General features: G+C 61.6%; 16 protein-coding genes. 6 read left to right on the top strand and 10 right to left on the bottom strand.

Annotated features, from left to right (window positions below; translation table 11 throughout):
• Positions 1–83 precede the first annotated feature (83 nt).
• The gene (locus ONR57_RS12580) at positions 84–707 is read right to left on the bottom strand and encodes an RES family NAD+ phosphorylase (RefSeq protein ID WP_265123823.1); all 624 of its coding nucleotides are present in this window, start codon (positions 705–707) and stop codon (positions 84–86) included.
• Entirely contained in the window at positions 701–1,279 is a 579-nt protein-coding gene (locus tag ONR57_RS12575) for a helix-turn-helix domain-containing protein (protein WP_265123822.1), read from the bottom strand. The genes ONR57_RS12580 and ONR57_RS12575 overlap by 7 nt, the downstream gene beginning before the upstream one ends.
• A 671-nt stretch (positions 1,280–1,950) precedes the next feature.
• On the opposite strand from ONR57_RS12575, the gene ONR57_RS12570 reads away from it, so the two are divergent.
• The 3 genes from ONR57_RS12570 (at position 1,951) to ONR57_RS12560 (ending at position 5,285) form a co-directional block, all read left to right on the top strand.
• Positions 1,951–2,979, top strand: a complete 1,029-nt coding sequence (locus tag ONR57_RS12570) for a site-specific integrase (protein ID WP_265123821.1) — start codon at positions 1,951–1,953, stop codon at positions 2,977–2,979.
• Between the two features lie 819 nt (positions 2,980–3,798).
• A complete protein-coding gene (locus ONR57_RS12565; RefSeq protein ID WP_265123820.1) occupies positions 3,799–4,716 on the top strand; it encodes a ParA family protein in 918 nt (305 codons plus the stop codon).
• Positions 4,713–5,285 carry a CopG family ribbon-helix-helix protein gene (locus tag ONR57_RS12560; RefSeq protein WP_265123819.1) on the top strand — a complete coding sequence of 191 codons (573 nt, stop codon included), beginning with the start codon at positions 4,713–4,715 and terminating at the stop codon, positions 5,283–5,285. Before ONR57_RS12565 ends, ONR57_RS12560 begins: the two co-directional genes overlap by 4 nt.
• Before the next feature lie 486 nt (positions 5,286–5,771).
• Here the strand turns inward: ONR57_RS12560 and ONR57_RS12555 are convergent, their stop codons facing one another.
• The 8 genes from ONR57_RS12555 to ONR57_RS12520 all read right to left on the bottom strand — a co-directional run bounded on the left by ONR57_RS12555 (position 5,772) and on the right by ONR57_RS12520 (position 12,557).
• Positions 5,772–6,296: a flavin reductase family protein gene (locus ONR57_RS12555; protein WP_265123817.1), complete on the bottom strand. Its 525-nt coding sequence runs from the start codon at positions 6,294–6,296 to the stop codon at positions 5,772–5,774.
• A 6-nt stretch (positions 6,297–6,302) separates the two neighbouring features.
• Positions 6,303–6,650: a cupin domain-containing protein gene (locus tag ONR57_RS12550; protein WP_265123816.1), complete on the bottom strand. Its 348-nt coding sequence runs from the start codon at positions 6,648–6,650 to the stop codon at positions 6,303–6,305.
• Positions 6,651–6,677: 27 nt separating this feature from the next.
• Positions 6,678–8,132, bottom strand: coding sequence for a 4-hydroxyphenylacetate 3-hydroxylase family protein (locus tag ONR57_RS12545; protein WP_265123815.1), 1,455 nt, complete (start codon positions 8,130–8,132; stop codon positions 6,678–6,680).
• Position 8,133: 1 nt separating this feature from the next.
• Complete coding sequence (locus ONR57_RS12540) at positions 8,134–8,811, bottom strand: DUF2848 domain-containing protein (RefSeq protein ID WP_265123813.1); 678 nt, start codon at positions 8,809–8,811, stop codon at positions 8,134–8,136.
• Complete coding sequence (locus ONR57_RS12535; RefSeq protein ID WP_265123811.1) at positions 8,808–9,620, bottom strand: nitrilase-related carbon-nitrogen hydrolase; 813 nt, start codon at positions 9,618–9,620, stop codon at positions 8,808–8,810. The genes ONR57_RS12540 and ONR57_RS12535 overlap by 4 nt, the downstream gene beginning before the upstream one ends.
• Positions 9,621–9,637: 17 nt before the next feature.
• Positions 9,638–10,282 carry a GntR family transcriptional regulator gene (locus ONR57_RS12530; RefSeq protein WP_265123810.1) on the bottom strand — a complete coding sequence of 215 codons (645 nt, stop codon included), beginning with the start codon at positions 10,280–10,282 and terminating at the stop codon, positions 9,638–9,640.
• 161 nt (positions 10,283–10,443) lie between these two features.
• Positions 10,444–11,268, bottom strand: a complete 825-nt coding sequence (locus ONR57_RS12525) for a carbon-nitrogen hydrolase family protein (protein WP_265123809.1) — start codon at positions 11,266–11,268, stop codon at positions 10,444–10,446.
• Positions 11,265–12,557 carry a benzoate/H(+) symporter BenE family transporter gene (locus ONR57_RS12520; RefSeq protein ID WP_265123808.1) on the bottom strand — a complete coding sequence of 431 codons (1,293 nt, stop codon included), beginning with the start codon at positions 12,555–12,557 and terminating at the stop codon, positions 11,265–11,267. Before ONR57_RS12520 ends, ONR57_RS12525 begins: the two co-directional genes overlap by 4 nt.
• A gap of 599 nt (positions 12,558–13,156) precedes the next feature.
• Between ONR57_RS12520 and ONR57_RS12515 the strand changes: the two genes are divergently transcribed.
• From ONR57_RS12515 to ONR57_RS12505, 3 genes are all read left to right on the top strand, one after another.
• Positions 13,157–13,816 (top strand): type IV toxin-antitoxin system AbiEi family antitoxin, encoded by a 660-nt coding sequence (locus ONR57_RS12515; protein WP_265123807.1) that lies wholly within the window; start codon positions 13,157–13,159, stop codon positions 13,814–13,816.
• A complete protein-coding gene (locus ONR57_RS12510) occupies positions 13,803–14,558 on the top strand; it encodes a nucleotidyl transferase AbiEii/AbiGii toxin family protein (RefSeq protein WP_265123806.1) in 756 nt (251 codons plus the stop codon). The genes ONR57_RS12515 and ONR57_RS12510 overlap by 14 nt, the downstream gene beginning before the upstream one ends.
• A gap of 258 nt (positions 14,559–14,816) precedes the next feature.
• Positions 14,817–15,026: a hypothetical protein gene (locus ONR57_RS12505; RefSeq protein WP_265123805.1), complete on the top strand. Its 210-nt coding sequence runs from the start codon at positions 14,817–14,819 to the stop codon at positions 15,024–15,026.
• The last annotated feature ends 68 nt before the right edge of the window (positions 15,027–15,094 follow it).

The raw sequence follows: 15,094 nt of genomic DNA, 5'->3' as shown, positions 1-15,094 counted from the left end.
AACCAACCGAGGGGGTCAATTTTCAGTTGCCGAAAAGGGGTCAAGATTCAGCCGCCGTTGACAGCGGCGTGTGCCCCTCCCGGTCAGTACGTGCTGTAGCCGAGCGTTTCGGCGGCTCGTTCAATCAGTGACCACACCAGCGGATGAGACAGAGGCCTCGAAAAATCAGGTGCAGACGGTATCGCTGCTGCGGCCCGGTCGTACAGCACCGGCATGGATTCACCTGTCATCGTGGACGGCGCCCACAGCCCATCGAGGTCGTCCCACTGTTGGTGAATGGCACGAGACCAAGCCCGGCAGGTCGGCCGCGGGGCCGCCGTGAGCGCGTATGCGGCGTTGTTTCTGACTGCCCAGCTCTGCGTGAGATCAAGTAACTTCAGCGGCCGGACCGGCGTCCACGAAGTCAGGTAGGGCGCACCGGTCATGGTGTTGACCCTGCGGGTGGTCTGAAACACCTCCGCGACCGCGGTGCGCACACTGCATGCGGTGTACATGATGCCGAAACCAGGGTGGATTCCGCGTTGCGGCGGGTGCGGGTCATAGCGCGAGGTCACTACTGGACCGAATTCGCGAAACATGTTCCACGGCAGGACATGGGCTCCGCGGGTTCGGTGGATTCTCCACACTGGGTCGGCGTACTCGATGATGTCACCGTCGTTGCGGACTAGCGGCGTATGCGGTTCGCGAGGAACCTTCGGTTTTACCACCGATTCAAGTCTTCAATCATGCTGACGATGACGCTCGGGTCGCGGCCAGCAGCAAGCCACTGCGCTGGCGTGTGGCCATCGATAAATTCGTGCGGGCTGGTCATCATCGCGGCGATATCGAGGGGGTGCGCATCATCCGGGATCGCCGCAACGATCTCAGCCAGCCCTGGAAGTAAGGCGTTCCCAGCGAACTGCCAACTTGGAATGCGGAGCCGTGAACCCACTTTGAACGACCACAGGGCATCCTCGTGGATGCGGCGTGAAATCCCCGACGGGTCGACCCCTAGCTGCTGCGCTGCCTGCGTCCGGCTCAGGGAACTGGCAACGAGATCCTTAACAGAGCTGGCGACGGCGACGGCGTGCCGATGCTGTTCGTGTACGGGATCCCATTGCGCGAGCACCTCATTGGTGCCCTCACCAGCATGCTGGGTGAGATATTCCAGTTCGTGAGCGGAGAGCGGCGCGGAGCCGGGATGCTGAAGCGATCGCAGTGCTGCGTCGAGCTCGCCCGCCAAGTCTTGCTCCGTCAAACCCACGTTGTACCGGTCAAGCACATCCTTAATTGCCGACATCGGATCGCACCTCCAACTAACTTCTACGCACAGTATCGCACACAAGTGCGCTATGGTGCGAGAGCATGTGCGAAGGTAGCGTCGACGCACGAGAACCGCACCACGAGATAAAGTCGCTGGGTACGGTTGTGCGTATCCCGGAAGCTTGCCGAGGCCCGCTGGTCGAGGTAGGTCCAGAACAGTAGAACGAGGGTCTGTCCGTTCTAGTGTGGGACTGAGGATGGTCATCGCGCTGCAGGGTGGGTGGTTTCATAGTGATGACGCCGTGGATGCAGAGCGGCGAAATCGAACATCGCGCACTCGCCCTGGACCGCATATGAAGGTGCGTGCTTGCTGGTATTCGCGGATGCCGTGCGCGGGATATCGATTCAACACGCACAAAGAGACTGCCTGGAAAACGCACCTCTGCTGCCCAGAAAACCTGCAGGCCAGCTGGTGAAAAGCATCTCCCCCGCTTCTATTCAAGGCTCTTGAGTCTGAGAATTGATGATAATGCGGATTTATCATCAATTCCCGTGCACTGGTTAATCTTTCACGGTGACGACTGATTACTCCAGTGCTAATACGTCACGTGACGGATAAGGCTCTGCTGGGTCGGTCGATTGTCAGAGTCGAAAGCTACAGTCAGGCAAGATAATCCCCTACTGCCAGAGAGGGTGCCGGGCCTGCTCGTGACTACACTCGACCGGCCGCCAGCAGGCGGCGCAGCGCCTGATGTCCTGTCGGATGAAGCGACCTTCCGTGCTGAATACGGGGCGCGCATGCGGCAGGCGCTGCGTGCCCCAAACACCCACCGCGCCTACAACTCCGACCGCATGCACTTCGAGACCTGGTGCGAAGAACGAGGAATAACCGCGCTGCCCGCCGGAGAGCAAACCCTGATCGGCTACCTTCTGTATTGGGGCGATCCGGCCGTAACTCGTCACTGCGACGACGTGCTGTTGAGCCCAGTAACACTCGCCCGCCGAATCTCGGGCCTGAAAGCCTGGCACGCTGCGACCATGCAACCCTGGCCCCAATACCGCAGCGGTGAAGACAATCTCATCGCCTACACGCTCGACTACATCGCCCGCGCACAGAAGGCCACGCCAGTGCGTGCACGAGCACTCTCCCTCAAAAAACTCGACGCCGCCGCGCGCGCGTTACCCGCCACTCCCCTGGGCCGGCGCAACAAAGCCATCCTGCTCACGGGGTTCTACGGCGCGTTCCGCCGCTCCGAACTCATCAGCATTGATCTTGCCGACGTGACCTTCGATGACGACCACGACGACGGGATGATCCTTCACCTCCGCGCATCCAAGACGGACCAGAAGGGCTGCGGCAGGTATATTCCCATTAACTACCAAGCCAGTGACACGTGCCCCGTCATGGCGGTGAAACAGTGGCTGCAAATACGCGGCCAGCGGCCGGGACCCTTGTTTACGAATATCGGTGGAAGCCGGAACGGTAACCGTGCTGCCCGCCTCTCCCCCGCTACCATCACTCACATTGTCAAAAACGCAGTCCACGCGATCGGTGAAGACACCAGCACTTATAGCGCCCACTCGCTGCGCTCAGGATTCGTTACCACCGCGGCGATGAAGGGCGTCCCTGTCAGACTCATCCGTCAGCAGACCGGCCACGCGTCCTACGAAATGCTCGACCGCTACATCCATACCACCGCCAACCTCACCGACAACGCCACTCGCTACCTGCGGTAATCGTTAACCCAAGAGGCACATGCACGGGCATCAACCTGGTACTGCGCCCGTCGGCTGTGTGACCAATGTGCCGTGTCGAAGCACGCCCTGGAAACGCTCTCGTCAACCCGCCATGTCACCGACCGCAATTATCGTCAGAGACAAGGCACTGCTAGAGCGATGGAAAAGCACATGTAGTACGCCCTTTTGCGGCCAGCTGACAGACATTAGCTAAGCCAGCTGTTTTGGCCATATGCCGTCGCTGGATACGTTTGAGCAAGACGCCCTGCCACGGGCTGGCGTACGTCGCTAGCAATCCACCGATAATTGGGTCGGTACAGGGTAATAGGTACTTCGTCTAGGTAGGGGTTCTGTCGCGGCGCAAAAAAGGAAATGCGTCATACTTTCCCAAAGGACGTAGGCGAGACGATTAAAACGGTGCGTCACCGGTGCGTACAACGAGCCTGGAGAAGGGCGTAGAAAAGGTCTATAACGCGCCGCGTGAATGGTCGTGGGAACGACCAGGCACAAAGACGTAGTAACGCAAAAGGTCATAGTGGGTAGCAGGCGTTAAACAAGGCGGTGTAACTGAGTCGGTGCAGGGGCGGAACAACGGGCCTAGTAAGACCATACGTATACCCATGCGAGTGGGATTAGCAAGGACCATTTGATGCGCCCACGGCGAAGATGTACACCGGGGCCGGACATGCCCCTAAAACGGGTCACCTGGCGATACCATCCTACGACCGCTACTGCCGCAGATTTCAAATACCTTGCAGGACAGCATCAGAACCGTGTCACACGACGATATCTAAACCCGCGAGCAGTAGCCTCCAAGGTATGACCACACAGCCCTTGCGCAGTGTCCTTGTAGCGAACCAGAAAGGTGGCGTTGGGAAGACCTCCATCGTCACTTCGGTGGCGAGTATGGTGGCTGCGACTGGACGCCGCGTCCTTATTGTCGATGCTGATCAGCAGGCCAACGCCACTGTCTCCGACCTGGGCGTGGAAGGTGATGGTGGGGGAGCGCTGAGTATGGCGCTGCAATACGCCCATCCGTTGACGCCGCTGAAGGATGTGCGGCCTAATCTGGATCTGATTGCGGGTGGGACCGCGCTCGCGCTTGTTGGTGCTGCGGCGAACACGGCGGCGCATTCGGGTATCGATATGCGCGCCAACCTCCTTCAGGTGATGTCGGCTCTGCAGGAGCGAGAGAGCTATGACCTGGTGCTGGTTGACTCGGGTCCGGGGGATGCGCCGTTGCTGGATGCGCTGCTGGGCAGCTGTACGTATCTGGTGGTGCCCACTAAGGATGATGATGCCAGTCTGTCTGGTGTGGAGTTGCTGGCCCGTCGCTATTTGCGGGCGCGGCGGGACGGTGCGGCGATCGAGCTGCTCGGTGTGGTGCTGTTTGATGTGAATCCGCGGGCGACGGTGCGCAACAGGGACGCGATGAGCCAGATTGAGGATCTTCTGGAGGGAAGTAATGCGGAGCCGTTCCAGACGATGATCCGCTCGGATCGTGCTGCTGCGGTGGATCTGCGGACCAGGCATCTGACGCCGTCGGAGCTGGTTGCTGCCGCCGAGGAGCATCAGCGCACCCGGATTCAGCAGTTGCGCACGAAGATTGCGGGGGAGCGGCGCATGTGGTCTCGTGATCCGTCTGGTTTGGCGTCTGATTATCAGTTGCTGACTCGGGAGATCTTGCAGCGGATCGCGGAGCGGGAAACCGCTGCGGTTCCGGGTGGTGTGTCATGAGCAGCACTAAACGGCGTGGCGCGTTTGATCCGAATGCGCTTGGCGGGGATATTGATTCGCTGCTGCCGCAGAGTCCGCCGCGGCCGACACCGATACGGCCCGTGCAGCCCGGCCCGGCACCGGATGATCCTGCACCGACGGGCGTGAGTGCACCACCGGTACCGGCGGTCCGGTCGGCACGGTCTGCGCCGCCGGAAGCGGTGGTGGCGCCTGAGGTGTATCAGACACTGCGGAAGCTGACCATGCGGGAACGCCAGGAAAAACCGGACCGGGCACGCTCCTACGGTCAGGTTGTCCTCGACGCGGTCGAGGCCCACGCAGAGGATCTCGCCTCGCACTGGCGGGAAACCACAGCGGCCCCGGCTGCGAGCCGGTTGTTCCGGCGGGTTGACCCGTCCCAGCCGCGGCGGCGCCGGCACGCGAGTTCTCCGGCGCGGATACCGCTGGCCGGGATCATCCCCGAAGACCTCCGCCAACTCGACACCCTCGCGGCCGAGTGGGGAGCGGGCAGCCGCAGCGCACTCGTGGAAGAAGCCCTGCGCCGCTACCTCAAAATCAGCCACAAATAGCTGGTTATGCGCGTCGAGGAAATTCCGGATGAGACGCTCGGGTCTGCCAGTGAGATGCTGAGTGATGTTGTGGACAGGACACTGGACCGTCTTGCTGCCCGGGTAACAGGTAATCCCACACCGGGCAGCGAAGAGTGGTATGCGCAATGGCGCCACCGCAATACGGAGGATGGATTACGTAGCCGCAGAAGGCATCTCCTGGCGAGGATTGCCATCGCAAAACTCGCTGGGGTGAATTCGTCAGCGGATCTCGCCCAAGCGAGAGCCTGCGGCATACCGGAGCAAGCGATCAGTGCCGCTTGTGGCCGCACACACTGCGCTTCAGGCAAGCGTTCACAAGCTTCCCAGACCCGGCCGAAGACTAACTCTCAGCAACTCGCCATCTGGTAGCAGAATGAATCCCCGGGTGAACTTCAATTGCCGTCGCTGCCTCACAGTAGTGCGGGAGAAATTCGCGCTAACCGGCCTTGGCCTGAAGAGCGGGGTTTAGAACAGCCAGGGCATCTCGTCGTGCCCGAAGTCGTGGAAGTCGCCGAACTTCCCGGCATAGAACGCGAGTCCGGTGCCGTCGCGCCACTGGAGGTCGATGATCGAGCCGTAGAAGACACGGTGGTCTCCGATGTCGTGTGCGCTGTGCACGACGCAGTCGAAAATCGCGAGCGCGTCTTTGATGACAGGCAGTCCAGAGGGGCTAGTTACGAAGGGCATGCCCTCGAAGCGTGCACCGCCGCGGGTAGCGAATCGGCGAGCTATCGCTTCTTGGCGGGAGCTGAGAACAGAGACACTGAAGGCACCTGCATGCTCAACTGCATCCGTGGTGCGGCTGCCATGCGTGAGTGAGATCAGCAAGATCGGCGGGTCGAGGCTGATCGATCCGAGCGAGCTGATCGTCATTCCGCACGGTTCACCGGTGCCGTCGTCAGCGCTGACTACGGCTACGCCGGTGGTGAATCGGCCCATGCTGCTGCGCAAGTCCATCGGTGTGGGTGCAGCGAATTGTGGGTTTGCCATGATGGCCTACTTGCTGTGGTAGCGGACTTCGAAGGTAACGACGCCTTCGTCGGAGCGCCAGGGTCCGTGGGGCATCCCTGGTGGGCGGCAGGCATACTCACCTGCCCTGAAGGTCTTTCCGAGGGTGAGATCGACGAACGAACCCTCCAGGATGTAGACCTCTTCCCAGAAGTCGTGTTTCTGGACGCCCATGGGGGTGGAGTCTGCGCCTGGTTCGTAGCGCAGGATCCGGGTGGCGACGCCACTTTCGGGGTCCTTCGAAAGGATGCGTTCGGTGATCTTTGGGTCGTCACCGGGGCAAACGGTGTACTCGATGTCTGTGACGGGGAAGAATTCGTATTCAGGTTTAGCCATTAGTAATCCTTTCGGGTGTTGTTAGGTTCAGACGGTTTCGGGCTTGTACGAGTTGAGGAAGTCTTCGACGTCCTGTAGCGGGCCTTCGTAGCCGAAGTTTCGGTAGCTGTATGCGCCTTTGACGACGAATGGGGCTCCGGCATAGAACATTTCGTACTGCTGATGGCGTCCGGCGAACTCAGAGCCGATGATGTCCCAGGCGAGCTTGAAGAGTTTGACTCGCTCTTCAGACGCAACACCGGGCGATTGAACATAGCGCGCGATATCAGTTGAGGTGAGCGGGCTTTGCAGATCTTTGACACTGGCCGGTAGCTGCAATACGCCACCACCGACGAGGTCGCGGAGTATCGCGATGACACGGGGGTAAATCTCCGACTGCAAACCCATAGAGCCGTAAAGGGCCCGCTTACCTGGCAACCATTGTCCGGCGCTGTCGGGTTCCGCCATGTATTCCGCAGCGAGCACGGCGGATTCGACGCCGGCGACGAGCGCGGCGAGTTCACCAAGTTTTTCCTGAACGCTGGGGATCTTGTCGACCCCGTTGACCTGGGTTACGCGACGGGCCACTCCTGCGATGAACTTGAGCTTGGTAGCGAAGCGGATTTGCGCCTGCCAGTTACCCAGGACGTGACCACCAGTGTCGAAGAACTGGCGGCGAACCCCGTCGGTGTCTCGGTTGACGAACACCCGCTCCCACGGGATGAGGACGTCATCAAAGACCACGAGGGCGTCTGGCTCGTCGTATCGCGTGGTAAGCGGGTAGTCGAACGAGCTGGTCGCTGCTGGGGCGTACGGACGTCGGCAGTACAGTTTTACTCCCTCGGCTGCAGGCTTGACCACGAAGGAGATCGCGAAGTCACGGTCGTCGGGGCCGAGTGGCTTGATGCAGGACACGAAGATTTCGTCGGCGATCGCTCCGCCCGTGGCGAGCATCTGTGAGCCGCGCACGATGATGCCTTCGTCCGTTTCACGGACCACGCCGACTTGCAGGTAGTCGCCTTCCCAGCCGGACGCGGTCGTCGCACGGGACACCTGGGGCGGGATGATGGCGTATGACACGTACAGGTCTTCCCGCAGGATTCGCTGGTGGAAGTTGACCATGTTGGCAGAGAAGTCACGCTCGCCCCCGGCGAATACCTCGGGGTGCGCGGCAAACGATGCGAGGAACGTGCCGACATGGTCGGGGCTGCGGCCCACCCAGCCGTGCGTATGCCGGGCCCATTTTTCGATCGCTTCACGCCGCTCGCGCAGCTCGTCGAGTGAGCGCGGGATGCTAAACACCTTGTTTGCGGTCTCCCCTGTTTCTGGAGCGGTGTATTGCATACAGTTCGCCGGGTCCGCGGCGATGTCGTAAAGTTCGGCGATCGTTTTGATCACCGGCGCGAAGGCGGGGTGGGTGCTGACGTTGTCGACTTTCTCGCCGTCGATGAGTACTACCCGCCCGTCATTCAGGGCCTCTGTGTAATCGGATCCGGTGCGCATGTCATTCTCCTTCGGTGATGTATGAGTGGCTGATGGTGCGGCCGTCAGGGAGTGCGATCTCGAGATCCCAGCGGCGCCCTGGGGTGAACTTGCCGTTAAGTAGTGGCAGAGTTCCGGCGAACAGGATGAAATCCTCACCGTCGTCTCCGACGCGGGCCTCGCGGAGCTGCAGCAGATCTTGTGGGCTGCGCAGTCCGGCGAGTGTGCCGTCCTGGTAGAGCGTGCCGTCGACCCAGCTGCGTGCCCGGCACGCATCCCAATCAAAGGTGTTCCAATCTTCGATATTTATGATTGCGCGGCCGAGTGGTTTGGGACAGGCACGCTTCGAATCGCCGATGTCGATCGTTTCGAGCTGACGGTCGGTGTGGTCAGATCCCACACCCAGATAGAAGCTTCCGCCGGCGCGGATGATCACCGGCTCGACTTCGCCCGAGGTGTTCGGCTCGCCGATCGGTACATGTGAAGCGGTGGTCACTGATTGGGCGGAGACGGGGTAAAACATCGGCACCTGATCCGGTGGAGCGACGCCGATCGCGGCTAGTTCATCGATGTGATGCTGCACGGCTGCTTCGTCTCGCCCGGTGTAGCCAGCGATCAGCGCGTGTGCGTCGTGCAGCTTGACCGGGCCGTCGAGAGTCACTACTCCCAGACTGAGTGTACTGATGGTTGTTTGTGTCATGCGGGGACCTTTCGTGCATTGAGAATGGTGCTGTCAGGGAAGCTGTCTTCGAGTACCGGAAGTTCGGCGTGTGAGCGGTCGATGAGTGAGGGGTCGATTTCGGTGATCAGGACGGATTCCTCGGGGCCGGCTTCGGCGACCACGTTGCCGCTGGGGTCGAGGACCCGGCTGTTCCCGGCGAGTTCGACCCGGCCGTGGGTACCTGAGGCGTTACAAGCGATGACGAAAACCTGGTTATTGAGAGCGTGGGCGGATGTCAGCAAACGCCACTGCTCACGCCGCGCTGCGGGCCACGCCGCGGGGACGATCACGAGTTCTGCTCCGGCGTTGACGAGCTCGGGCCATAGATCTGGCGAGCGAAGGTCAGCGCGCATTGTGGCTGCAACTTCACCCATGGGCCTTGCTGCGGTGTGGAGCGGAAGTCCTGAGTCGAGGATCCGGGCTTCGAGTGTGTTGAAGCCGAATGAGTGGGTTTTGCTATAGAAATGGACGATCTGCCCGCGTGGATCTATCAGCACCGCTGTGTTGCGCAGCGTGCCATGGCCGGTATCTTCGATGATGCTGCCCGCGTGGATATAAGCTTCGCGGGCAGAAGCAATCCTTCTTAGCGTCTGGATCGTGGGGCCGTCGAATGTTTCTGCGGCGCTGCGGTACTGGCCGAAATGATGAAATCCGACTGTCCACAGTTCGGGCAGGACAATAAGGTCGGCGTGCGAATCCATCTCGCTAAGCGTTGTGCGGACACGCTCGACTCGATGTGCCGGGGTTTCGGTGTCCGGGCTGGATAGCTGGACTAGTGCGATCTTCATCGCGGTTCTCCGTGAGGTCAGATTTGCTGCTGGGTCATGGACCGCAGTGTGGTGGTCAAGTGCTGACGCACAGCCTCGGCTGCGCGCTGCGGGTCTTGCGTGCGGATCGCTTCCGCGATAGCGCGATGCTCAACGAGGACCTGCTGTTTGCGTGCTTTGTCACCGAGGATGATGCGCACACCCATGCGCATCTGCCGATCACGCAGCGAGCTGTAGAAGTCAGTCATCAGCGGGTTCCCGGCGGCACGGATGATAGTGGTGTGAAATTCAAGATCGAGAGCGATGAAATCGACTGGGTCGATATCTTGTTCCTGTTCCTCGAGCAGATGAAACAGCTTCTCCGGCACCATTCCAGGATCGGGTGTCACTTGGCTGACCGACCATTCCTCCACCACCTGCCGTGCCTGCATCACGGCCCGGACATCGCTGTCCGTCAGCGCCGGGATGTATGCACCTTTGTAGGGGATACGGCGAACGAACCCTTCCGCTTCGAGTCGCATCAGGGCTTCACGAACTGGGGTGCGTGAGAACCCTGATGACGCGGCTACCTGGGCTTCGGAAAGGAAAAGTTCCTCCTCGCGGGGCAAGGTGATGATCGTGTTCTTGAGCCACTCGTAAGCGAGTTCAGGTGCGGTCGCTCCAGCGGACTTGAGTGTCGACATGATCTTTGCCCTTCGTTGGGTTGGGGCAACGCCTGAGAGGCGTCGCCTTTTGGTGGCCGGTCATCACATGGGGCGCGGCGATGCTGCTGCTGCCGTGAGCTGGGGTTATTCTCTGCTCCTTCCGCCTCGTCGCGGAACCCCTCTGAATTCGTGTCGGCAGGTCACGGCTGCGCCTTCTCCCAGTGTGCGCAGTTTTTCAGCACGGGGAGCGTCTGGCGCACTGTGTCCACGCGCGCAGCATCGATGTCAGCGATGAGCAACTCGTTGCCGGTCCCTGCGGTGGCCAGATCGAGGCCCGCGGGATCGACGATCGCGGAAAGTCCGATGCCTGTGGGTGCGCCCGAGACTGGGTCCTGCCCGACGGTCAGCGGATCTGGCTGGTCGCAGGCCACCACGTGACATGTGGAGTCGAGGGCGCGCGCACGGACGAGCGTCGACCACTGGCGGGCTTTGTCAGGGCCTGCGCCCCAGGACGCCGGGATAACGACCGTTGTGGCACCTTCCCTGGCGTAGTACTGAAACAGCGTTGGAAATCGCAGGTCATAGCAGGTCGCGAGCCCGAGCCGGATGCCGTCGCACTCCACCATCTGCGGTTTCGATCCCGGCTCCACCGTGTCCGACTCGCGGAAGCCGAAGGCGTCATAGAGGTGGATCTTGTCGTAGGAGCTGTCCACTCCGCGCCCCACGGCCAGCAGGGTGTTGCGGACTCTGGGTCGGCTGGAGGCTGAGGCGCGTGCGGGGGTGAACATCCCGGCAATGATCAGCACTCCGTGGTATTCCGCGATCTCACGTACCTGCTGGGCCCACGGGCCTTGGGGAGACTCGGCGATGGGTGCCAGCGGGTTCCCGAACGCGCACTGCATCGCCTCGGGGAAGACTACGACGGCGGCGTCTTGGTCCGCCGCTCGGGCGGTATACGCGGAGATCAAGTCCAAGTTCCGCTGGGGGTCCCCAGTGCTGAGTACCTGCGCGGCAGCGATTCTCATTGCTCTTTCCCTTCTCGTGCGGCGCGCGAGCGCCCGAAGTCGTCGAACTCGAGAAGCAGCGATACCAGCAAGCCTCCAAGCAGCGCCCAGAATGGAGCCGATATGCCCAGGATGGTGACGTTGGCCAGCCCGATGATCATGGCCACCAGGGCGCCGAGCCGGAACGTCGTTGTCGCGAATGCTCCGCGGAAGGCCGTGAGCAGCACTCCCAGCATTGCCAGGCCCGCCAGGGCAGTAATGAGGGCACTGGGCAACGTGGTCACCATCGTCACCGCAACAGAGGCGAACAGGCCGAAGGTGACGAAGATTGATCCGTTGACCAAGACTGAGGCGTACCGGTCTTCACGTCGGCGCCCGGCCTCCGGCGAGCCGCAGATCGCCGTCATCGGTCCCGCAATGGACGCGTTGTGCCCCCCGAGCCAGGCCACCGCGAGACTCGCGGTACCGCTGATGACGGTGATGCTATTGACCGGCGGGCGGTAGCCTTCAGCGATGAGAACCCCCATGGACTGGATGTTCTCCGCCTGAATCACCAGAGCGAGCGGGATCCCTACTCCCAGCATGACGAACAAGTTCCATTCCGGCGCGGTCAGCTCCGGGGTTACCCACACAGCGCCCGTACCACCGGCGTCCATGCCGCCGGTGATCAGCACCGCCGCCACTCCGAAGACCAGCGCTCCCACCACGCCGGGCACCTGCCGGACAAAGCGGCTCAGCACGACGTAACCGATCAGCGCAGCCGCGACCACGATTGGCGCAGATGCCGTGGCATCGACCACGTTGACGGCGTAGCGGATCAGCACCCCGCCGATCATCGCCATGAGGATCGGCATCGGTATCCAGGCCACCAACGTCCGAACCCACCCCGTCAGCCCGAGCACGAGCACCAGCACACTGGCCACCAGATACGCCCCGATCATCTCCGCCAGGGAATAGGAATCCAGGCTAGAGACCACCAGAGCGGCCGCGGGGATGGACCACGCACCCACGATCGGTTGCTTGTAGTAGAGCCCCATGATGAAGGAGATCAAACCGCCAACCACATAAACTGCGGAAACCCAGGCGACTGTCTGGCCTGGCGTTAGCCCTGCACTATCAGCACCATCGACAATGATCAACGCAGGACCGGTACAGCCGAACACCGCCGAAACGATCCCGGCGCCTACGCTGGAAATGCTCAGGCTCCTGCGCAGCGAGCGGATGCTCTCGCGTGGCCCGGGGCCCCGCTCGATCAGCCGGTCGTCCTCCAGAACGCCTTCTGAAATGGTGTCTGAGCGATTCATCGTCATCGTGCAGTCACCGCCAAGTTGTTGAACTCAAGCCAAGTACCCATGAGCGATCTTCTCCTTCGCAATGGTGAAGTGATGAGCGATCACAGGAAGTCCTTCCTGATCAGCCACGAAGGGATACAGGGGCCTCGGTCCTTCGTGTTCTGCATCACTACCGCAATCGTAGACTGCTTGTATACAAGCTGTCTATGGGTTGCATCCAAATTGCTGTGGAAGGCGTAACTCGCATAGGGCTTTCAAACGTGTGGGTACACGCGAGCTGACAACTCCGCACCACCCTGCATCTGGACCGATGTCTGCGGCCGGCGGGTTGCTTCTGTTAAGGCGATTACCGGCCGGAGGGTTGCTAGATAAGCTCCCTGCCGCGCTTGAGTGGAAGTGATTGCCCTAGTCGAAGCGTGGTGCCTGCGACTTCTGAGGGAAGGGTGCGGCTCGTTACCTCCGTTCCTTGCAGGACCTGTTAAGGAAGCGGTATTTCGAGGGCGGTTTGCGGTGCCGAGTATGGGAGAGCGGCCGCTGCCTCATCGGCGAATGGGTTACTAAGGATTTCGTACTCTTATAGAGTACGATTGGCGTAGTGATACTGGGGGTGAGGTGTGGTGGCGGAGCGACGGCATGGTCTTCCGGCGGAGCTGGCGAGGTTTCCGCTGAGCACAATGCGTCCGCAGGACGCGGCATCCGTGTACGCGCATCCGCGGCCGCAAGTGGCGCGTCTTGTCCGTAACGGTGATCTGTATCAGCCTGCCCGGGGGTTCTATGTGGTGGTACCGCGCGACAGGGTGGACACAGCGTGGCACCCCGAGTTGGAGGCTGTTGCAGCAGGGATCGCCACCGCACAGTTCGGTGAGGGTGTCCCGGTTCTGATGGGTGTTTCCGCGGCACGCCTGCATGGTGCGATACCGAGGGCGCTGGCCACCGCCGTGGTGGCTGTCCCGCGGCAGCACAAATCAATTCGATTGATGGACCGGAGGGCTGTTATCCGGTTCGTGGCGCGGGACACGGAGAAGCTCGATGCAGAGCTGATGCGTACGGAGCTGGGCCCAGTTCTTGCTACCACGGCCGAGCAGACCCTGCTTGACCTCGCGCACCGGCCAGGACTCGGTGAAGCAACACATGACGTGCCAGCAGCGATCCGTTTTCTCTGGCAACGCAGCGACCCGCACACGCTCGACGAGATAGCTGCCAGCCAGCGCCTGAAAGCGGCTCTTACGCGGGCGGAGCAGATGGCGTCTCAGGGGTCTGTGCATGCTGCGCCGTGACGAGCTGGCGCAGGTCGCGGCACAGTTTGGGGTAGCCGATAGCCAGGTGGAACGTGACTATCTGATCTCGCTGATTCTTGCTCATCTCAGCGACATGTACGCAGACAGCCTGCTTTTCATTGGCGGTACGGCCCTATCACGCACGCATCTCCCGCAGGGCCGGCTGAGCGAGGACGTTGATCTGGTCGCACTGGGGAATCGCGGTCAACTCGCTCAGCAGATTCAGCGCACGCTTCCGCGCGCACTGCGGCGGGCCTACGGCTCGACGCAATGGTCACCAGGTCCCGCAGACGTGCGCGACACGCAAGTGGCCAGGCTCCAGGCAACAGGCACCACAGTCGGCGTGCGGGTCCAGCTTCTGAGCCGCACGGGTATTGCGGACTGGCCGACGGAACAACGGCAACTGCACCAGCGCTACACCAATGCTCCATCCGCTCAGCTGCGTGTGCCCACGCGCGCGGCTTTCGCCGCGTGGAAAACAGTCGCATGGTGTGACCGCCGCGCACCGCGTGATCTCTGGGATCTGTGGGCACTCAACAGGATGGGTGCCATAGACAGAGAGGCTGCTCATCTTTTCCGGAGCTATGGGCCGACAAACACGCTGCCAGCCCCATGGCGATTCGAGACCGCTCCCAGTGAGGATGAGTGGCAAACACAGCTGAGTCAGCAAACACAACTGGAAATAACGGCAGCACAGGCGTTGCGCGAGGTGCGCATCGCCTGGAGCGCGAGTGCTGATTAGGGAAGCAAGCCAGGAATGCGGGCGTGCGTACAGCAAGCGGGGGAGGAGCGCACCCCACCGGTCCAATGCGCCGCAGTTACCGCCCTGGCCGCCGAGTGCAGATCCTGTTCCTCAGCCAGCTTTCGCGCCGAAACCGGCCAGAGACAAGACAGCCCTCGCCGCACTAGCCGGTCACCGGGGCTTCCCGGAGGCCGGGGACCGCTTGGACCGGCGGGGTCAGATTCGTCAAGCAGAAACTAGCGCCTGACTACGGGTGGCATGGCCGGACGGCTGGCGAAGACGAGAACGTGGGTAAATGTCTACCGTGCCCGGCTGATCGACCCCGGGCTGATCCATCCCGCAGGTCACGGTCTTGCCCCGTTCACTGCGCCGTACATGCGTGACCGCGCGCAGGCGCACGAAGCCGCAGCACGGGTGAACCGCCACCAGAAGACGGCAACCAGGCACGCAGCTGATGGATCGTCCTGAGGCGCCCGCCCGCGACAACGTCACGCAACGTGACCTGAATCGTCGGCGCTGCGCAGCAGAACAGTAGT

The organism is Hoyosella sp. YIM 151337, from assembly GCF_026041215.1.
In the GTDB taxonomy this organism is placed as follows: Bacteria; Actinomycetota; Actinomycetes; order Mycobacteriales; family Mycobacteriaceae; genus Hoyosella.
The sequence above is the reverse complement of the archived record's forward strand: the minus strand, read 5'-3'. Positions and strand labels throughout refer to the sequence as shown.